Here is a 19,974-nt window from a genome sequence, read left to right as displayed (position 1 = left end):
TGCAACCCGGCAGTAATTTTATTCAGAGGATGATTATGCGAAAAAAGGTGACCAAGGCGATCTTTCCAGTGGCGGGTCTGGGAACGCGGTTCTTGCCCGCGACCAAATCGGTGCCAAAGGAGATCATGACGCTCGTTGATCGTCCGCTGATCCAATACGCGATCGACGAAGCGCGCGCGGCCGGCATCAAGGAGTTCATCTTCGTAACGTCTCGGGGCAAGGGCGCGCTTGAAGACTATTTCGATCACTCGCCAACCCTGGAGCAGGAGCTGCGGAAAAAGGGCAAGGACGACCTTCTTGAAATCCTCAAGGGCACCAACATGGAAAGCGGTGCCATCGCGTATATCCGCCAGCACAAGGCGCTTGGTCTGGGTCACGCTGTCTGGTGTGCCCGTCGTCTGATCGGGAACGAACCCTTTGCGGTCATCCTGCCCGACGATGTCATTGCGGCAGATACGCCCTGCCTGCAGCAGATGGTCGAAGCCTACAATGAAACCGGCGGTAACGTCGTTGCCGCGATGGAAGTCCCGCCAGAACGGGCGTCGTCCTACGGTGTACTCGATATCAAGGAAGATATGGGCCAGTTGGTGGAAGCCAAAGGCATGGTCGAAAAGCCTGCACAGGGCGAAGCGCCATCCAACCTGGCAGTGATCGGCCGCTACATCCTGACAACCAAGGTGCTGCGGTCCCTGAACCAGATGAAATCCGGCGCGGGTGGCGAGATTCAACTTACCGATGCAATTGCCAACGAGATCGGCGGCGAGGACGGCGTTTACGGTTTCCGGTTCCGTGGTCAGCGGTTCGATTGCGGTTCCAAGTCCGGTTTCCTGCAGGCGACGGTGGCCTTTGGTCTTGCGCGCGATGAATTGAGGGATGACTTGCTGGGCTACATTCGCGATGTTGTCCAGATGGACAAGGCTGCCGAGTAAGACAGGACTGCACTATGGCGAATGTGCTCGTCACGGGCGGAGCCGGGTATATCGGCTCTCATGCCTGCAAGGCTCTGCGGGATGCAGGTCTTGTGCCGGTCACCTACGACAACCTGGAAACGGGATGGCGCGATGCCGTCAAGTTCGGGCCATTCGTTCAGGGCGATCTGATGGATCGTGCGGCACTTGATGCTGCTTTTGCCGAATACGCGCCCGTCGCCGTCATGCATTTTGCCGCGCTCAGCCAGGTGGGTGAGAGCATGCAGGACCCTGGCCGATATTGGCGCAACAACGTGCTTGGGTCGCTGACCTTGATCGAAGCCGCTGTTGCGGCTGGTTGCCTTGATTTCGTGTTTTCGTCGACCTGCGCCACCTACGGCGACCAGGACAATGTCGTCTTGGATGAGAACAGCGCGCAGCACCCGATCAATGCCTATGGTGCATCCAAGCGCGCGATCGAGGACATCCTGCGTGACTTCGAGGCCGCATATGGTCTGCGCCATGTGATCTTTCGCTATTTCAATGTGGCTGGCGCCGATCCTGCGGGTGAGGTTGGTGAATTCCACCAGCCTGAAACGCATCTCGTCCCGCTTATGCTGGATGCAATTGCAGGCAAGCGCGATGCGTTGACGGTCTACGGTACCGACTACGACACGCCGGACGGGACCTGCATACGCGATTACGTGCATGTGTGCGATCTGGTGGATGCCCATGTCCTGGGTCTCAAGTGGTTGCAGGCTGGCAAGGGCAGTCGGGTGTTCAACCTGGGCACGGGCAGCGGCTTTTCCGTGCGCGAGGTGATTGATCATTCACGTGCCGTCACCAATCAAAGTGTGCCCTATGTTGACGGGGACCGGCGGCCCGGAGATTGTACGAAGCTGGTATCCGGATCAACGCGAGCCGAGGCAGAGTTGGGCTGGACGCCGACCCGGTCGACGCTGGAAACCATGATCAAAGACGCCTGGAGATGGCACCAAACTGGGCACTACGACGCATAACCCCCCCAGCGCCCGCCTGTTGGACCTGACCCGGCTCATGCGACGGGTCGGACGGGTTCTGACCGGGGTGGACCGCGTCGAACTGGCCTATCTCCGCGCACTTCAGGATGCACCGGAGCCTGTATTCGGCCTGATCCGCTCTCGGTTCGGATACATTTTGCTCGGTCCGGAGGGCGTCGCTGCTGCGACGCCGATCCTGTCCGGTGCCGTTGACGCACAGCAGATATCCAAAGCGTGGCACCATATCCGGCGTGCCGCGATATCGCGTGGACTGCCTTTTGCCTTGCCACGCATGTTGCGCGATCATCTGCCGGCTGGAACCGCTTACCTGAACACCGGCCATTCGAACGTGACGGACCGTGTGTTGCGTGCCATGAACGGGGCCGACATTTCCGTCGCCGTTTTCATCCACGATGTCATCCCGCTGGAATTTCCACACTATCAACGCGAAGGATCGGTCGCGCCATTTCGAGCGATGATTGACCGCGTGGCCGCACAAGCTGATCTTGTCATCTACAATTCCGAAGATACGAAGATGCGTGCCGAAGTGCAGATGACAGGGCGGACACCTCCGTCGATTGTTGCGCATCTGGGAACAGATGTTGCAACGCCGCGGCCTGATGACCTGCCGCGTGACCTACCACCGGCGGTCCCGTACTTTGTCACGCCCGGCACCATCGAGCCGCGCAAAAACCACGCCTTTCTGCTCGATCTGTGGGATGAAATGGGTGCGGATGCGCCTACACTGGTCATCGCTGGCAACCGCGGATGGAACAACGAAGCCGTTTTTGCCCGCCTTGATGCGCTGAACCCCGATGACCGGATCAGAGAAGTGGCGGGGCTGAGTGACGGTGCGCTCGCCTCATTGGTGGGCGGGGCGGCAGGTGTCTTGCTCCCCTCCCACGCCGAAGGGTTTGGCCTGCCCGCGGTCGAGGCAACCGCACTTGGCATTCCTGTCGTTGTGAACACACTTGATGTCTATGCCGAGTTCCTGGGTGACATACCCATTTACGCAAGCGTTTCAGATCGTTATCTGTGGATAAAGGCAATCAACACGCTGGCGGAGGCCGGGCAACGCACGCAACAGGAACACCAGTTTGAACTGCCGAGTTGGGGGTCGCATTTCAAGACTGTGTTAAGGTTGACCTGATAGGCGCGGACAAGGCCGGAGACGTCGGCTGGCAGAGGACGGGGCAATTTGGGCGCTTGGCAGTCATATAGGCTGAGGCTTCAGCGCAAGCGGTGGCGTATCCGGGCATTTCGGAAGCGTCGTGAATTGTCGCGCATCGTCAACCGCACCGATCAAATCCGTCCCTCGGACTTGCTGTGCTTTTCCACCCAACGGAACGAGGCAATCCGTCTTCCGTACTTCCTGAACTACTATCGCGAGATGGGGATCAATCATTTCCTGATCGTGGACAATGACAGTACGGACGGATCGCTGGACTATCTGGCACAGCAACCGGATGTGTCCGTTTGGTCCACCAAAGCGAGCTACAAGCGATCGCGATTTGGTGTCGACTGGCTGAACTGGTTGCAGATGAAGTACGGGCACGGGCATTGGACACTGGTTGTGGATCCGGACGAGTTTCTGGTCTATCCGTTCTGTGATACGAGGCCTCTTCGCGCGCTGACGGACTGGCTGGATGCTTCGTCTATCAAGTCCTTCTCGGCCATGCTGCTCGACATGTACCCGAAGGGGCGGCTGGACGAGCAACCGTATTCCGCAGGCCAGAATCCGATAGAGATCGCAAGTTGGTTCGACAGCGGCAACTACACGTTTTCCAAGAATCATGCGCTGGGCAACCTGTGGATTCAGGGCGGGCCACGCGCCCGCGTCTTTTTCCCGGACGAACCCGCGCGTGCACCGGCACTGAACAAGATACCGTTGGTCAAATGGGACCGGCGCTATGCTTATGCCAGTTCGACCCACATGCTTCTGCCGCGCGGATTGAACCAGGTCTTTGACGAGTGGGGCGGTGAAAAGGCATCGGGCGTTTTGCTGCATGCCAAGTTTCTTGACACGTTCACGGCCAAGGCGGCAGAAGAGCTGGATCGCAAACAGCACTATGCTGCGTCGGTCGAATACAAGGCCTATGCCGCGACCATGCGCGATGACCCTGACCTGTGGTGCAAATGGTCCGAGAAATACATCAACTGGCGCCAACTTGAGATTCTCGGCCTCATGTCCAAGGGGAACTGGGCATGAGTGTCGGCATCGTCATGCTGGTTCACACGGCCCTCGACCGCGCCGAACAGGCCGCGCGGTTCTGGGCGGCGGGTGGCTGTCCGGTTGTCATACATGTCGATGTGAATGTGCCGAAGCGGACCTACAATGCGTTTGCCCAGGCCCTGTCTGACGTCCCGATCATCAGGTTCTCCAAACGGTTCCGATGTGAGTGGGGCACTTGGGGAATCGTTGCTGCCAGCCAGGCGGCGTCCGAGATGATGCTGACCGAGTTTTCGGATGTCCGTCATGTCTACCTCGCGTCTGGCTCGTGTTTGCCTTTGCGACCGGTTGACGAACTGGTGGACTATCTCGCGGATCGTCCAAGGACCGACTTCATCGAAAGTGCCACCACGGCGGACGTGCCGTGGACCGTTGGCGGGCTGGATCACGAACGCTTCACCCTGCGCTTTCCGTTTTCATGGAAACGGCAACGGCTTTTGTTCGACAAATATGTCGATTTGCAACGGCGACTTGGCATGAAGCGCAAGATACCGGCGGGTCTTGTGCCGCACATGGGCAGCCAGTGGTGGTGCCTGACGCGCCAAACCCTGTCTGCTATCCTGCAGGGTCCGGATCGCAAGGAATACGACGCCTATTTCAAACAGGTGTGGATCCCCGACGAAAGCTATTACCAGACCCTCGCCCGGCAATACGCAATCGAAATCGAGAGCCGATCGCTGACCCTGTCCAAGTTCGACTTCCAGGGCAAACCCCATATCTTCTACGACGATCACTTGCAGCTTCTTCGCCGGTCGGACTGTTTCGTCGCGCGCAAGATCTGGCCTCATGCCAACCGGTTGTATGATGCTTTCCTGACCGATCCGGCTGGCGCGATGAAGCGGACAGAGCCGAACCCGGGCAAGATTGACCGCATCTTTGCCAAGGCCGTGGAACGTAGAACGCGCGGGCGGCCGGGTCTTTACATGCAAAGCCGTTTCCCGAACGAGGACTGGGAGAACGGGATGACCGCGGCGCCGTACTCCGTGTTTCAGGGCTTTACCGAAATCTTCGAAAACTTCGAACCTTGGCTGGCCAAGGCGACCGGTGCGCGAGTGCATGGGCACCTGTTCCATTCTGATCGGGTTGAGTTTGCCGAGGGGCAGACGACCCTGAACGGGGCGCTCAGCAACAGCGCCAAGGCGCGGGACTACAACGCCAGTGCGTTTCTCACCAACCTGATCTGGAACACACGAGGCGAGCGGCAATGCTTCCAGTTTGGGCCCAATGACAATCAGGACATCAACTGGAAGGTGGCCAAGGACCCAAACGCCCAGATATCGGTGATCTCGGGCGCTTGGTCGGTTCCGTTGTTCCGCTCCAATCTGAACTTCATGGACATCCGGAAAGAAGCTGCGCGCCTGCAGAAAATCGAAAGCGATCATCTGGATGTGCTGCGCTCACCCTATGCCAAGGCGCGGATCAGGATCTGGACCATGGCAGAGTTCGTGGAGGCACCGATGGAACCGTTGCAAGGCATTCTGGATGAGATCGGCCTGACCCACGCCCGCCGCTTGTCCGAGGTTCCGAAGCTCGCCAACTTGACCGGTTTCGGTCAGTTCCTGCAGAATTTGAAGAACCAGGGCATGCACCCGTATCTCATGGGCGACTTTCCGGTCGCGCTTGGTCCCAAAGCCGCCCAGGATCCCCCACGCAAACCCTATTTGGTGCGTTAACCCGACATGGCTAATTTTGATTACTTCGTTGTGTTCGCAGAGATGCGTACGGGATCCAATTTTCTCGAGACCAACTTGAACGCTTTTGAAGGCATCTCGTGCCACGGGGAGGCGTTCAACCCGTTTTTTATTGGTTACCCCAACAACGACAACATTTTGGGCGTCACTTTGGCCACCCGCGAGGAAAACCCGAAAGCCCTGTTGCGCGAGATCAAGAAAACACCGGACCTGAGTGGTTTTCGCTATTTTCATGATCATGATCCACGCATCTTCGACAAGATTGTCGATGACCCAAAATGCGCCAAGATCGTACTGACCCGGAACCCGGTGGACAGTTATGTGTCCCGGAAGATTGCCCAGGCCACAGGGCAATGGAAACTCACCGACGCCAAGGCGCGCAAGGACAGCAAAGCAACATTTGATGCCGACGAATTTGCCACCCATCTTGGTGCTCTACAGGATTTTCAGGTCACGCTGCTGAACCGTTTGCAATCATCCGGTCAGACGGCATTCTACGTGGCCTACGAAGACTTGCAGAACCTGAGCGTGATGAATGGTCTCGCCAAGTGGCTTGGCGTGGACAGCGCGCTGGAGGCGCTGGACAAAAGTCTGAAGGTGCAGAACCCCAGCGCCGTGGCGGACAAGGTCAGCAATGCCGCCCAGATGACCGAAGCGTTGTCGGGTCTCGATCGTTTCAACCTCACCCGCACCCCCAACTTCGAACCGCGCCGTGGGGCGGCCGTTCCTACCTATTTTGCCAGCCAATCTGCGCCGCTCATGTATTTGCCGATCCGCGGTTGGCCCGAAGATCAAGCGCTGCGCTGGATGCAGGCGATTGACAAACTCCAAGGTGGAAAGCCCGCGTCCAAGCTGTCGCAGAACGAAATGCGTGACTGGATGCGGTCGCATCCCGGACACCGGAGCTTCACTGTATTGAGGCATCCTTTGGCGCGCGCGCACGCGGTGTTCTGCCATCGTATCCTGAACACCGGAAAGGGCGGCTACGGCGGGATTCGAACCGTCCTGGGCAAACGCTATCAAATGGCAATGCCTGACGATCCCGGCGACGCCTCTTACGACAAGGTGGCACACCGCACCGCCTTTGCGGCCTTCCTCAAGTTTCTCAAGGCCAATCTGAACGGGCAAACGGCGGTTCGGGTGGACCCGGATTGGGCCAGCCAGGCGAAGACGGTCGAGGGTTTTGCGGAGTTTGTGTTGCCGGATCGGCTGATCCGCATTGAAACCATGGCGCACGAGTTGGCGGAACTCAGCGCGGCAGTGGGTCTGGCATCTGTGCCGGAACTTGGCGCTGCTGCACCAGACGCGCCATATCAGCTGATCGACGTGTACGACCCGGAAATCGAGGATTTGTGCCGCGCAGTCTATGCACGCGACTACCTGATGTTCGGGTTCAAGGACTGGACGCCGGTTTAGGCGGCTTGGGCCGGTTTTGCTTCGTTCAGGATAGCAAACAATGTGCTGGCGTCCGGATTGGCGCGCAGCTTGGCGCAAATGGCAGGATCACGCAGAGTGCGTGACACAAGGGCGAGCGCTTTGAGGTGTTCGACGCCAGCCTCTTCCGGCGCGAACAGGGCAAAGGCGATGTCGACCGGCTGGCGGTCGACTGCATCAAAATCGATAGGTTTGTCGAGCAGAACAAAAGCCCCCATCACGTCAGAGATACCGTCGATCCGTGCGTGGGGCAGGGCCACGCCGTGGCCCACGCCCGTGGGACCCAAAGCCTCGCGCGCGATCAGCGATTCGACCACCAGCGCGGCGTTGAGGTCATAGGCCACTTGCACGAGATCACCGATCTCGTGAAAAAGCCGTTTCTTGGACGAGGCGGAGGTCACAACCTTGACCGCCTCGGGTTTCAAAAGGGTCCCAAAATTCATTCTGCTCGCTTGTCGGTGCGTCGTGACACCGATCCCTTACGGGTCGATCCAGCCAATGTTCCCGTCATCGCGACGGTAGACTACGTTCAGCCCGTCTTTCCCTTCGTTTCGGAACACCAGCACAGGGGCGCCCGCCAATTCCATTTGCATGACCGCTTCTCCGACCGAGAGGGATGGGATCTTGGTTTCCATCTCGGCCACGATCATCGGCTGCAGGGTCTCGGGCTCCGAGTCGCCTGCGCCATCGTCAGAGGCGAGGATATAAGAGGCCGCGCCAGAGAGTTCAACCGGCTGCGCGCGCTCCTTGTGATGGTCCTTCAAACGCCGTTTGTAGCGCCGCAACTGCTTTTCCATCTTGTCGGAACAGCCGTCAAAAGCGGCATAGATTTCAGTGGCATGGGCCTTGGCCTGCGCGGTCAGGCCAGTAGACAGGTGCACCGTTGCTTCGCAGACGAATTCATGTGCTGACTTGGAAAAAACAACCTGGGCGTTGGTCGGGCGTTCGGCATATTTCTGCACAACTGCCCCCAAATCATCCCGAACATGGGTTTGCAGCGCTTCGCCGATATCGATCTGTTTGCCACTGATTTGATACTGCATTCTTGCTCCTTCTGATGTGTCCGCGACGCACGTTTTTGACCACCAAGTCATTGGCGGCGCGTACGTATCTAGAATTGCGGAAAAGGCTGTTCCTGACCCTGATCTATATCAAAACCCGTAAGACGGATCCTGATGTTGCAGATCGGGGACAGCACGAGAGCCATGCTGTCATTGCACGCCAAAAGTGCACTCGGAGTCAATGAAAAGCGGACATGGCGCGCGCGCCGTCGCTCAGCCGATACGGAAGTTTTCGCCCAGATACACGCGGCGCACGTTTTCGTTCTGAACCACGTCTTCAGGCGTCCCGGACATCAGAACCTGCCCATCATGCAGGATGTAGGCACGGTCGACGATCTCGAGCGTTTCACGCACGTTGTGATCCGTGATCAGCACGCCGATGCCGCGTTTTTTCAAATCACCCACAAGATGACGGATATCCCCGACCGAGATTGGGTCGACCCCGGCAAAGGGTTCGTCCAACAGCAAATAATTCGGGTTGGCGGCGAGCGATCGCGCAATTTCCACCCGACGCCGCTCGCCGCCGGACAGGGCCAGCGCTGGGGCGCGACGCAAGTGCTCGATCGAAAATTCGCTCAGCAACTCCTCAAGCCGCTCGCGCCGCTTGTGGCGGTCGGGTTCGGTGATGTCGAGGATGGCGAGGATGTTGTCCTGCACGCTGAGACCGCGGAAGATGCTCATCTCTTGCGGCAGATAGCCGATGCCCATCTGTGCGCGTCGATACATCGGCAGGTTGGTGACGTCATTGCCATCAAGCAGCACGGTCCCACCTTCTGGCGTAACCAAGCCGGCCACCGCATAGAACGTCGTTGTTTTGCCGGACCCGTTCGGCCCCAGAAGCGCGACAACCTCGCCCCGGTTCAGTTCCATGGAGAAGTCGCGGATAACGACCTTCTTGCGATAGGATTTGCGCAAATGCGAAATGCGCAGGCCGGAGGATCCTTCGGCCAATTTCAGGTCCGGTGTCGCCATCAGTTGTTGCCGGTTTGCAGGATCGTCTTGACGTTGCCTTGCATCCGCGCGGTTCCGTCTTCGAGGTTGACCGTCATCCGCTCGGACGCGATGGCGCTTTGTCCCTGGGTCAGTAGCACGTCACCGGTCATCACGATCAGGCCGGTGTCGATGCTGTAGTCGGCGCGCTGCGCCTCGGCCGCGTCCGGACCGGACACCAATGTGACGCCGCCTGTGGCTTCCAAACGTTCGATGCCTGCCTGATCTTCGAGATAGATGACCAGAACGCGCGGGGCGGACAGGCGCATCTCGCCCTGACCCACGACCACGTTGCCGGTAAACACGGCCTCGCCTGTTTCTTGATCCACGTTCAGCTCGTTCGCGCTGACCTCAACCGGTGCCGAAGTGTCTTGTTGGATCGCACCAAAGGCAACTTGAGTGCCCTGTGCATGAAGTGGAGTAATCAGACCCATCAGGATCAGGCAGGCTATGGCACGCAAAAAAGTCACGGGTCTATTCTTCTTCCAAGTCTTGCGGGCGGTATATCAACTTTACGCCGTTTGTGAAAACCAATTGGGCAGTCTCGCCCCCGTCGGGCTTTTCCAAGCGCATGTTGCCCGCCTCCAAAGTACCGGAGAGGCCCAGACCGTTCACGGGCCCAGGCGATTCGACCGTCATGTTTTCGAAGTCGGTCAGAAGTTGCTCGGAATTCAATTTGTAGCCGGTTGATGTCGTGATCACGACATTGCCCTCAAGAGATGAGGCGCCGCGCGCCATGTCGAACGCTCCACGGTCGGAAAACAGTACAACGCGCGTGCCACCAGCGAGGTCAATATGCGCGGCCAAGTCGGTCGCCGCGTTGTTCTGACCATCGGCAGTTGCCAGTGTGCCGGCAGAAACTGAAATGCGGTCGCCGCTGCTTGATGTGCCGGAAAAGAACGGTGCAGTAACCTGTTGCCCGCGCAACCGTTCCTGAATTTCAGTCTCGGCGAAAGGAACGGACGCCACAGGGTCGATGTTGCGCGACAGAAGGAACAGCGTGGACAGCAGGGCGAGCGCCGCTAACGGCAGCAGCACCTTGAGCCAGGCGACGAGCTTTGAATACCTGTCCATGCCATGTCCTTAACCCAGCCCCACGCGCAAACAGTCGTGGATGTGAATGAGACCCAGCGGCGTATTGCCTTGGTCTTCTTCAGCCACGAACAAACACGTCACGGAACGTTCACCAGCACGACCGTTCATGATGCTGACTGCCTCTTGCGCCAAGACATCCGGGCCGATCGTTCTTGGTGAAATGGTCATCACGTCGCGGGCCTTCAAGCCCAGCAAGCCGTCGCTCATATGACGCCGCAGGTCACCGTCCGTGATGATGCCGACCAGGCCGCCTGCGTCGTTCGTTACCCCAACCACCCCAAAGCCCTTTTCGCTGATCTCAAGCAGCGCGTCGGCCATGGTCGTGTCTTCGCCAACCAGCGGCATGGACGCGCCGCCATGCATCAGATCGGATACGCGCGTCAGTTGGGCGCCCAGTTTGCCACCGGGGTGAAAGTCGCGGAAATGCTCCGCGGTAAACTCCCGATGCTCCATCAATGCCACGGCGAGTGCATCACCCAGCGCGAGCGTCAGCGTCGTTGATGTCGTGGGCACGACGCCCGTGCCGCAGGCTTCGCCCAGATCCGGCAATTGCAGAACAACATCGCACGCGATGCCCAATGCGCTTTTCGGTGCCTTGGTGATGCCGATCAGCGGAATGTCAAAGCGCCGCGAAAAGGCAATCATATTTGCCAGTTCGGGTGCTTCGCCCGAGTTCGAGATTGCCAGCACGACATCGGCCCGCGTGACCATGCCCAGATCGCCATGGCTCGCCTCTGCCGGATGCACGAATTGCGCGGGCGTACCCGTGCTGGCCAGCGTCGCCGCAATCTTGCGGGCGATGTGCCCGGATTTCCCGATCCCCGTCACGATCACCCGGCCCGTCGCGTTCAGCAGAACGCCAATGGCGGCGCGAAAGGTTTCATCCAGACCGTCGGCCAAGACGCCAAGCGCGTCTGCTTCTGTCCGGATCACCCGACGCGCGGTGTCGATAAAGGGGGTCCTGCCGCTCATGAGTGGGCAAAGATGTCCGTGTCTGGCCAACCTGCCAGATCCAGGCGCGCGCGCATGGGCAGGAAGTCGAAGCACGCCTGCGCGATGTCCATCCTGCCTTCGCGCTCCAGCCGCTCGTTCAGCGCCTCGCGCAGCTTGTGGAGGTACAGCACATCAGAGGCGGCGTATTCCAACTGCGCATCGCTCAGCGTGTCCGCGCCCCAGTCGCTGGACTGCTGCTGTTTCGAAATGTCGATACCAAGCATTTCCTGCAACAGGTTCTTCAGCCCATGCCGGTCGGTATAGGTGCGGATCAGGCGGCTCGCGATCTTGGTGCAGTAGACGGGTGCTGTGACCGCGCCAAAGGCGTTCAGCATCGCGGCAATGTCGAAGCGGCCGAAGTGAAACAGTTTGAGTACGTTCGGGTCTTCGAGCAGACGGCATAGGTTCGGTGCCTCAGTCTGGCCCAGCTTGATCTGCACGATATGCGCGTTGCCGCCGCCGCCGGACAGTTGCACCACGCACAGCCGATCACGGTGCGGGTTCAGGCCCATGGTTTCGCAGTCGATGGCCACGACCGGCCCCAAGTCGAGGTCGTCGGGCAGGTCGGAAATATGCAAATGGTTCGTCATGCGCCCGCTATAACGCGCGTTTGGCCCTTGGGAAAGCGCGGTTTAGATTGGGTTGCTGGTGTCGAGGCGGGGCTGTGGACAGCGATATGGCTGGGTCACAACCAGCGCCTGGCGGTCCTAACCGGCTTCAGACGCATCGTCCGGGTTAGACGTCGGTCATTGTCGGTGTCAGACACGCAGCCTGCGGCACCATGGACCAATCAGCTCTCGGCCTCAATGTCTTCGCCTGCCGGGTTGGCGATCCCAAGCAAAGGTCGATTTGGACATGTTCCGGTAACGACATCACTTTGCAGCGCGTTCCTTGGGGCACTGGACCATTCGTTATTGGCGCTGTTCTATGACCTCATACAACGCCAACCAAAACGGACCCGCCCATGGACCGCGCCGCTATCGTTCACGACAACTTCCACCGGCGGCTGAAAGCCAACGACCTGCCTTCGGGCGCGGGTGCAGGCGATATGGAACCCGACACGCTTCTGACGCTCTACCGCGCGCAATGCCTGTCCCGGCAACTCGACCGCACCAGCCGCGTCATGCAGAAGGCCGGGCAGGGATACTACACCATCGGGTCGAGCGGTCACGAGGGGATGGCGGGCGTCGCCCATGCCCTGCGCCCCACCGACATGGCGTTCCTGCATTACCGCGATGCTGCGTTTCAGATCGCCCGCGCGGGTCAGGTCCCCGATCAGAATCCGGCATGGGACATCCTGCTCAGCTTCGCCGCTTCGGCCGACGATCCCATGTCGGGTGGTCGCCATAAGGTCCTGGGCTCCAAGGCACTGAACATCCCGCCCCAAACCTCGACCATCGCCAGTCACTTGCCCAAGGCGGTTGGTGCGGCCTATTCCATCGGATTGTCCAAACGGCAGCGTCCGGAACATGCACACCTGCCGGATGACAGCATCGTCATGTGCAGCTTCGGCGACGCCTCCGCCAACCACTCCACCGCCCAAGGCGCCATCAACACAGCCTGCTGGACGAGCTTTCAAAACGTGCCGTTGCCGCTACTGTTTGTGTGCGAGGACAACGGCATCGGCATCTCGACCCCCACACCCCACGGCTGGATCGCCGCCAACTTCGCCGCCAAACCCGGCCTCACCTATTTCGCCTGTGACGGCTTGAACGTCGCGGAAACCCACAGGGTCGCGGCAGAGGCGGCCGCCTTTGTCCGTCGCCACAAACGTCCCGCCTTCCTGCATATCCGCACTGTGCGCCTCTACGGTCACGCAGGCTCGGACGTCGAAGCGACCTACCGCGCCAAAGCAGATATAGAAGCGGATGAGGGCAACGACCCGCTCCTTCATACCGCCCGCCTTCTTCGCGACAGCGGTGCGGCAGCACCCAAGGACGCTTTGAGCATCTACGAGGACATCGGCGCCGAATGCGAGATGCTCGCCGCCAAGGCCGTCAAACGCGCTCGTCTGCAGTTAGCGCAAGATGTGCGCGCAAGCCTAATCCCTCCGGCGCGAACCTGCGCACCCACAAACGGTCCTTCTCCGGATCAACGGAAACGTACCTTCGGCACCGATCTCCGAAGCAGCGAAGAACCACAGGTGATGAGCAAGCTGATCTCTTGGGCGCTCACCGACCTCATGCTCGAACACCCGGAAATCGTCATAGCGGGCGAGGACATCGGGAAAAAGGGCGGCGTCTACGGCGCGACGCAAAAGCTGCAAGCCCGCTTCGGTCCGCACCGTGTCATCGACACACTGCTCGACGAACAATCCATCCTCGGCCTCGCCATCGGTATGGCCCATAACGGCTTTATCCCGATCCCCGAAATCCAGTTTCTCGCCTACCTCCACAATGCAGAGGATCAGCTTAGGGGCGAAGCCGCCACACTCCCGTTCTTCTCCAACGGCCAATTCACCAACCCCATGGTCCTCCGCATCGCGGGCCTCGGCTACCAGCGCGGTTTCGGCGGCCACTTTCACAACGACAATTCCCTCGCCGTCCTGCGAGACATCCCCGGCCTCATCATCGCCTGCCCCTCGCGCGGCGATGACGCGGCCAGGATGCTCCGCGAAGCGGTGCGGCTGGCCCGCGAAGAGCAGCGCGTCGTGGTGTTCATCGAACCCATCGCCCTCTACCCCATGCGCGACCTGCACAACGACGGCGACAAGGCGTGGATGTCGACCTACCCCGCGCCCGACGAACGGATCGCGCTGGGCGAGGTCGGGATCAGCGGAGAGGGCACCGACCTTGCCATCGTAACATACGGCAACGGACGGTATCTGTCGGAACAGGCCGCAAAGCGCTTGCAGGCCAAGGGCATAAACGCCCGCGTCATCGACATGCGCTGGCTCGCCCCGATGCCAGAGGCCGCGCTGATCGAACATGCGCGCGCCTGCCAAGCCACTCTGATCGTCGATGAATGCCGCCGCACCGGTAGCCAGTCCGAGGCGCTGATGAGCCTCTTCACCGAAGCAGGCATTCCAAACATCGCGCGTGTCACGGCCGAGGATTGCTTCATCGCCACCGGCCCCGCCTACGCCGCCACACTCCCCTCAACAGATGGTATCGTGGACGCCGCCATAACGCTCTGCGCCAAGTCTTGAGATTCCGGTTTCACGAAATTCACCGCGCCCCTTGATCGCCCCTTTCCCTCCGGTCCACAGTCGCGCCGACAGGGAGAGAGGACATCACACATGACGCATCAGGCAGCGTTCTACCGCGGCGACAAGCACTTCACGGTCGAGGCGGTCGAAACACCCGCGCCCGGCCCAGGCCAGGTGCAAATCGACGTGGCCTATTGCGGCATCTGCGGGACCGACCTTCATATCTATCTCGGTCACATGGACGCGCGCGTCGGGTTCGAACGCACCATCGGGCACGAGATGTCGGGCGTGGTCTCTGCCGTAGGTGAGGGTGTCGATGGTTTCGAACCCGGCCAACCCATCGTCGTCCGCCCGCTCGATCACTGCGGTAACTGCCCCGCCTGTGACGCTGGTCACCAGCACATCTGCCACAACCTCAAATTCATCGGCATCGACAGCGATGGCGCCTTCCAGCAGAAATGGAACGTCCCCGCCCACACCGTCCATATCCTCCCCAAGGACCTCAATCTCGCCCATGCCGCCCTCATCGAACCCCTCGCCGTGGCCGTCCATGACGTCGACCGGGGCAAGGTCCAGCCGGGCGAAGATGTGCTTGTCATCGGCGGCGGCCCCATCGGCATGTTGGTCGCCATGGCCGCGCGGGACGCGGGCGCGAACGTGACCGTGGCCGAGATCAACGACAACCGCCTCGCCTTTGCTCAGAAGGTTGGGTTCACGACCATGGACCCCAAAACCACCGACGTCGCCAAAGCCATGCACGAGGCCACGGGCGGCAAGGGCGCTGACGTCGTCTTCGAAGTGTCCGGCAGCCAACCCGGCGTCGACCTGATGACCGCTGCTGCCGCCACACGCGGGCGTATTGTCATGGTCGCCATCCATGCCACCAAACCCCAGATCGACATGTTCCAATTCTTCTGGCGTGAGCTTGACCTGATCGGAGCCCGTGTCTACCGGCCCGAGGATTACGACAAAGCCATGGATCTGCTCGCGAAAGGTGTCGTCGATTGCGACGCCTTCATCACCGACATCCAAGGTTTGGAAGACATCGAAGGCGCCTTCAAAAACCTCACTGAAAACCCCAACGCCATGAAATCCATGATCCGCGTGACGGAGGGTCTGTAAATGTCCGTTCTCAACACCTTCGACCTGACCGGCAAAACCGCCCTAGTCACCGGCGCTAAACGCGGCATCGGTCGCGGCATGGCCGAGGCACTGGCCGAAGCAGGCGCCGACATCACCGGCGTCAGTGCGACGCTCGCGCCCGGCTCCGACGTGCAGCAAAGCGTCGAAGCGATGGGGCGCACATTCACGCCCTACGCCTGCGACTTCTCTGATCGCCGGGCGGTCAAGGCCTTCGCGGCTCAGGTGCTTGCGGACCACCCGCAGATCGACATCCTGATCAACAACGCGGGCACCATCCTGCGCACCCCCGCCGCAGATCACCCCGACGACATGTGGGACAAAGTGATCGAGGTGAACCTGAACGCCCAGTTCATCCTCACCCGCGAGATCGGCAAAACCATGGTCGAGCGCGGGTCGGGCAAGATCATCTTCACCGCTTCCCTTCTCACCTTCCAGGGTGGGATCACGGTGCCCGGCTACGCCGCTTCCAAGGGCGGGATCGGGCAACTCACCATGGCGTTTGCCAATGAATGGGCCAGCAAAGGCGTCAACGTCAACGCCATCGCCCCCGGTTACATCGACACCGACAACACCGAAGCGCTGCGCAACGATCCCGTGCGCTCCAAATCCATACTAGAGCGTATTCCTGCGGGCCGTTGGGGCAAACCCGAGGATTTCAAAGGCCCCGCCGTCTTCCTCGCCTCCGACGCCTCGGCCTATATGCACGGACACGTCATGCTGGTCGATGGTGGGTGGATGGGCCGCTAGTCGCCGATGGGATTGGGCCCGGTATAGGTCCAGCGATAGCCGGGTGGGGTGGGCCCTTTGTTCCGGCCACCCTGCTGTTGCTGCTCCCAAGCATGGGACAGGATGCCAACCGACCGAGACAGGCAGAAAAGCCCGCGCGCCAAGGGCGCGGGAAAACCCAATTCGGCAAAAATAACCGCCGTCGCCCCGTCGATGTTCATCGGCACGGGCTTGCCTTTTTCTGCGGCCAACGCCTTTTCAATGCTGCGCGCCACCGCAGTATAACGTCCAGATACGGTGCCGTATGCATTGGCATCATCGACAAGCGCTAAAAGGCGCGGCGCGCGCGGATCAACCGGTTTGTGAAACCGATGCCCAAAGCCCGGCAGGAACGGGCCATGCTCCGCCCGCCACGCATCCAATACCTCCGGTAGCGGCGCGTCCGAAGCCTCAACGCGGTGGTACAAGTCCACCGCCTGCTCCCCGGCGCCGCCATGCACATCGTCCAGCATGTTCACCGCCGATGCAATCGCACCATTCAACGGCAATCCGCACGTCACCGCCATCCGCGCTGCAGCAATGGAAGGCGCTTGCGGCCCATGATCCACAGCGGCGACCAGCGCCGCCTCGAACAGTTTAGCTTGTGCATCTGATGGCACGTCCCCCCGTACCATCAGCCAGATCATCTGCGGAAAGCTGACATTGCCGATCAGCTCTTCAATCGGATGCCCGCGCATCCGGATCTGCCCGGGCGCCATGTCGATGATGTCGGTGGACCACCAGTCCGAAACGTCGCTCATATCGCCCCCTTGTCCACCAGCGCGGCAATGTCTTCCGCGCTCAATCCCAACGCGCCCCAAATCTCGTCCGCATGTTCCCCAAGCTGTGGCGGCGGCGTCGCAACGGTCAGTGGCACCCCATCCAATTTCACCCCAGTGTTCACGACCTCAATGTCGCGCCCCACACCGGGCACGTCTGCGTAGTGTGTCATCAACCCGCGCTCCGCAACCTGCGGATGCGACAGCACTTCGGGCACGGACATTACTGCTCCGGCAGGCACACCAATGGCATTCAACGCCTTTGCCAAGTCCCGAGCCGACCGATCCGCCAGCGCGTCTTCAATCTCAGCCCGCAACTCCATACGATTCCGTTTGCGATCATCCCTCGTGCGGTACTCCGACTGATCCCGCAGCGCCGCCAACCCAAGAAAGTCTGTCAGTAAAACCCACTGCTCGTCCTTGTTCGCCGCAATGTTGATCAACCCATCGCCCGTCCGAAATGTCCCCGAGGGGGCAGAGGTTGGGTTCTCGTTCCCGTTCGCTGCTGGCTCCACCCCGGCAATCACGTGGTTCGACACAACCCACCCCATGGTTGCGAGCACGCTTTCAAGCATCGAACAATCAATGAACGCCCCGCGGGGACGCGCGTTCAGCGCGGCTGCCACGGCAAAGGCCGCCGTCATCCCACCCACCGTGTCCGCGACCGGATAGCCGACGCGCAGGGGTGCGCTGTCGCCATCTCCGGTGATCGACATGACGCCCGAAACGCCCTGCACAATCTGGTCGTAAGCCGGGCGATCCACCCAAGGTCCGTCCTGCCCAAAGCCCGAGATGGCGCAGTAGATCAGATCGGGTTTGTGTTCTTTCAGAACCTCATAGCCCAGTCCCAATCGATCCATCACACCGGGTCGGAAGTTTTCCACGACCACATCCGCCGTCTCGACCAGCCGCAGAAACAGCGCCTTACCGTCGGGATGCTTGAAGTTCACCGTGACCGACTTTTTCCCGGCATTCTGCGCAAGGAATGACACGCCCATCCCCTTCGCATTCAGCTCGGGATCGGCCCCTAGTTGCCGCGCAAGGTCGCCACGCCCCGGCGCCTCGACTTTGATCACTTCGGCGCCCATGTGTGCCAATTGGTGGCAGCAAAACGGCCCCGCCAGAACGTTGGTCAGATCAAGAACCCGGACTCCACTCAACGGGGTAGGGCGGGGTTCCACCCCGCCGCCCCCATCGGGATCAATCCCCATCCGCCACTCCGGCTGCCCGTGCACGCGCACGCCGCGCGCGGTAGCTGGGTAGGATGACCAGAAGGCACGCGATGACCAAGAGACCCAGCGTCATGGGACGCTCCCAGATGAAGCTGATGCCATCGTACAGCTGCATGGACCGACTGAAGTTGTCCTCAAGCATCCCACCAAGGATGAAGCCGATCAGCAGCGGTGCCAGCGGGTAGTCGGCAAAACGCAGGATCGTGGCGCAGATGCCGAAGCCGACGAGCAGCAGCAGTTCGGTCGCGTTGTTCTGCCCGATATACGCCCCCATCAGCGTGAAGAAGAGGATGAAGGGGATCAGGAAGTTGCGCGGCACCGCGAGGATCTTGGCGATGTAGGGGATCAGCGGCAGGTTCAGGATCAGCAGAACCAGGTTGCCGATGTACATCGAGATGATGACGGCCCAGAAGATCTGCGGATCGTCTACCATCAAGCGTGGACCCGGCGTGACGTTCAACGCGATCAGCGCGCCGAGCAGGATCGCCGTGGTCCCGGAGCCGGGGATGCCGAGCGTCAGCAACGGTACGAACGAGCCGGTACAGGCGGCGTTGTTGGCCGTCTCCGGCGCGGCGAGACCTTTGATGGAGCCCTTGCCGAACTGCTCCTTCTCTTTCTCGGGCGCGATGTTGCGTTCGACCGCGTATCCGAGGAAGGAGGCGATGGTGGCCCCTGCGCCGGGCAGGACGCCGATGAAGAAGCCCTGAAGGGACTGGCGGCCAACGACTGGCGCAATGGATTTCGCCTCGTCCTTAGTGATCCGCAGATCCTTGATGTCTCCTGACTGACCAGTTTTGGACCGGCTGGGGTCCATCACCAGATACAGCGCTTCGGGCAGGGCAAACATCGCCATGGCGAGTGTGATGAAGGCGAAGCCCGACTGCAGGTCCATCAAGCCCATGGTGAAGCGCGGCATGTTGAAGAGCGCGCCTTCGCCCACGGTCGCCATGATGAGGCCGAGGAGGGTCATCATGATGGCCTTGGCCACCTGACCTGTGCCCGCGAAGGCGGCGATGGCCGAGAGGCCCACAACCATGAGCGCGAAGTATTCGGCGGAGTGAAAGAGGAGCGCCACCGACGACAGCATCGGCGCAAAGATCATGAGCAGGATCGCCCCGATGGAGCCCCCGCAGAAGGACGCGATGGCGGCGATGGTGAGCGCTTTGCCCGCCTTGCCGTCTCGGGCCATGGGGTAGCCGTCAAAACTGGTCGCAACCGTGCCCGCGACCCCCGGCGCGTTCAGCAGGATGGAGGAGGTCGAGCCGCCAAAGATGGCGCCGTAGTAGACACCTGCGAGCAGGATGAGCGCGGCGGAGGGGTCGCCGAGCGAGATGGCGACGGGGATCATGATCGCAATGATCGACATCGGCCCGAGGCCCGGAAGCATGCCGATGAATGTGCCGATCAGGCAGCCGCCGATGACCATCAGCAGGTTCTGGATGGAGAAGGCCGTTTGCAGGCCGATCATGATACCTTCGAGCATGTC

19 protein-coding genes are annotated in these 19,974 nt (G+C 60.5%); 9 read left to right on the top strand and 10 right to left on the bottom strand.

Going from position 1 to position 19,974, the window contains the following annotated elements:
• The first annotated feature begins 35 nt into the window (after positions 1 to 35).
• From galU to KUV51_RS10030, 6 genes are all read left to right on the top strand, one after another.
• A complete protein-coding gene (gene galU, locus KUV51_RS10055; protein ID WP_222521501.1) occupies positions 36 to 929 on the top strand; it encodes a UTP--glucose-1-phosphate uridylyltransferase GalU in 894 nt (297 codons plus the stop codon).
• Positions 930 to 943: 14 nt separating this feature from the next.
• Positions 944 to 1,927 carry a UDP-glucose 4-epimerase GalE gene (gene galE, locus KUV51_RS10050; RefSeq protein WP_222521500.1) on the top strand — a complete coding sequence of 328 codons (984 nt, stop codon included), beginning with the start codon at positions 944 to 946 and terminating at the stop codon, positions 1,925 to 1,927.
• A gap of 37 nt (positions 1,928 to 1,964) precedes the next feature.
• Positions 1,965 to 3,077, top strand: coding sequence for a glycosyltransferase (locus tag KUV51_RS10045; protein ID WP_222521499.1), 1,113 nt, complete (start codon positions 1,965 to 1,967; stop codon positions 3,075 to 3,077).
• 72 nt (positions 3,078 to 3,149) lie between these two features.
• A complete protein-coding gene (locus tag KUV51_RS10040; RefSeq protein WP_222521938.1) occupies positions 3,150 to 4,136 on the top strand; it encodes a glycosyltransferase family 2 protein in 987 nt (328 codons plus the stop codon).
• A complete protein-coding gene (locus KUV51_RS10035) occupies positions 4,133 to 5,830 on the top strand; it encodes a beta-1,6-N-acetylglucosaminyltransferase (protein ID WP_222521498.1) in 1,698 nt (565 codons plus the stop codon). Before KUV51_RS10040 ends, KUV51_RS10035 begins: the two co-directional genes overlap by 4 nt.
• Before the next feature lie 6 nt (positions 5,831 to 5,836).
• Positions 5,837 to 7,264 carry a sulfotransferase domain-containing protein gene (locus KUV51_RS10030; RefSeq protein WP_222521497.1) on the top strand — a complete coding sequence of 476 codons (1,428 nt, stop codon included), beginning with the start codon at positions 5,837 to 5,839 and terminating at the stop codon, positions 7,262 to 7,264.
• On the opposite strand, the gene KUV51_RS10025 is transcribed toward KUV51_RS10030, so the two are convergent.
• The 7 genes from KUV51_RS10025 to KUV51_RS09995 form a co-directional block, all read right to left on the bottom strand.
• Complete coding sequence (locus KUV51_RS10025) at positions 7,261 to 7,725, bottom strand: PTS sugar transporter subunit IIA (protein WP_222521496.1); 465 nt, start codon at positions 7,723 to 7,725, stop codon at positions 7,261 to 7,263. The genes KUV51_RS10030 and KUV51_RS10025 overlap by 4 nt on opposite strands.
• A gap of 36 nt (positions 7,726 to 7,761) precedes the next feature.
• Complete coding sequence (hpf, locus tag KUV51_RS10020) at positions 7,762 to 8,325, bottom strand: ribosome hibernation-promoting factor, HPF/YfiA family (protein WP_039685208.1); 564 nt, start codon at positions 8,323 to 8,325, stop codon at positions 7,762 to 7,764.
• A 231-nt stretch (positions 8,326 to 8,556) separates the two neighbouring features.
• Positions 8,557 to 9,315, bottom strand: coding sequence for an LPS export ABC transporter ATP-binding protein (gene lptB, locus KUV51_RS10015; RefSeq protein ID WP_222521495.1), 759 nt, complete (start codon positions 9,313 to 9,315; stop codon positions 8,557 to 8,559).
• Entirely contained in the window at positions 9,315 to 9,767 is a 453-nt protein-coding gene (lptA, locus tag KUV51_RS10010) for a lipopolysaccharide transport periplasmic protein LptA (protein ID WP_222521937.1), read from the bottom strand. Before lptA ends, lptB begins: the two co-directional genes overlap by 1 nt.
• Before the next feature lie 40 nt (positions 9,768 to 9,807).
• Positions 9,808 to 10,407, bottom strand: coding sequence for a hypothetical protein (locus tag KUV51_RS10005; RefSeq protein WP_222521494.1), 600 nt, complete (start codon positions 10,405 to 10,407; stop codon positions 9,808 to 9,810).
• A 9-nt stretch (positions 10,408 to 10,416) separates the two neighbouring features.
• Positions 10,417 to 11,400 carry an SIS domain-containing protein gene (locus tag KUV51_RS10000; RefSeq protein ID WP_222521493.1) on the bottom strand — a complete coding sequence of 328 codons (984 nt, stop codon included), beginning with the start codon at positions 11,398 to 11,400 and terminating at the stop codon, positions 10,417 to 10,419.
• On the bottom strand, positions 11,397 to 12,011 hold the full coding sequence (locus KUV51_RS09995) for a ribonuclease D (RefSeq protein ID WP_222521492.1): 615 nt from the start codon (positions 12,009 to 12,011) through the stop codon (positions 11,397 to 11,399). Before KUV51_RS09995 ends, KUV51_RS10000 begins: the two co-directional genes overlap by 4 nt.
• A gap of 374 nt (positions 12,012 to 12,385) precedes the next feature.
• Here KUV51_RS09995 and KUV51_RS09990 point away from each other — a divergent pair, with 374 nt between their 5' ends.
• The 3 genes from KUV51_RS09990 (at position 12,386) to KUV51_RS09980 (ending at position 16,459) form a co-directional block, all read left to right on the top strand.
• Positions 12,386 to 14,569, top strand: coding sequence for a dehydrogenase E1 component subunit alpha/beta (locus KUV51_RS09990; RefSeq protein WP_222521491.1), 2,184 nt, complete (start codon positions 12,386 to 12,388; stop codon positions 14,567 to 14,569).
• A gap of 90 nt (positions 14,570 to 14,659) precedes the next feature.
• Positions 14,660 to 15,691, top strand: a complete 1,032-nt coding sequence (locus KUV51_RS09985) for a zinc-dependent alcohol dehydrogenase (protein WP_222521490.1) — start codon at positions 14,660 to 14,662, stop codon at positions 15,689 to 15,691.
• Positions 15,692 to 16,459, top strand: a complete 768-nt coding sequence (locus tag KUV51_RS09980; RefSeq protein WP_222521489.1) for an SDR family oxidoreductase — start codon at positions 15,692 to 15,694, stop codon at positions 16,457 to 16,459.
• On the opposite strand, the gene KUV51_RS09975 is transcribed toward KUV51_RS09980, so the two are convergent.
• Genes KUV51_RS09975 through KUV51_RS09965 form a run of 3 tightly spaced genes read right to left on the bottom strand, consistent with a single transcriptional unit; the run spans position 16,456 to position 19,971 of the window.
• Positions 16,456 to 17,238, bottom strand: coding sequence for a citryl-CoA lyase (locus KUV51_RS09975; protein WP_222521488.1), 783 nt, complete (start codon positions 17,236 to 17,238; stop codon positions 16,456 to 16,458). The two genes, KUV51_RS09980 and KUV51_RS09975, sit on opposite strands and share 4 nt — an antisense overlap.
• Positions 17,235 to 18,467 (bottom strand): CaiB/BaiF CoA transferase family protein, encoded by a 1,233-nt coding sequence (locus KUV51_RS09970; RefSeq protein WP_222521487.1) that lies wholly within the window; start codon positions 18,465 to 18,467, stop codon positions 17,235 to 17,237. Before KUV51_RS09970 ends, KUV51_RS09975 begins: the two co-directional genes overlap by 4 nt.
• The gene (locus tag KUV51_RS09965) at positions 18,457 to 19,971 is read right to left on the bottom strand and encodes a tripartite tricarboxylate transporter permease (protein ID WP_222521486.1); all 1,515 of its coding nucleotides are present in this window, start codon (positions 19,969 to 19,971) and stop codon (positions 18,457 to 18,459) included. The genes KUV51_RS09970 and KUV51_RS09965 overlap by 11 nt, the downstream gene beginning before the upstream one ends.
• Positions 19,972 to 19,974 lie beyond the last annotated feature (3 nt).

The organism is Tateyamaria omphalii, from assembly GCF_019802125.1.
GTDB lineage: Bacteria > Pseudomonadota > Alphaproteobacteria > Rhodobacterales > Rhodobacteraceae > Tateyamaria > Tateyamaria omphalii_B.
This window is presented reverse-complemented; position numbering and strand designations above follow the sequence as displayed.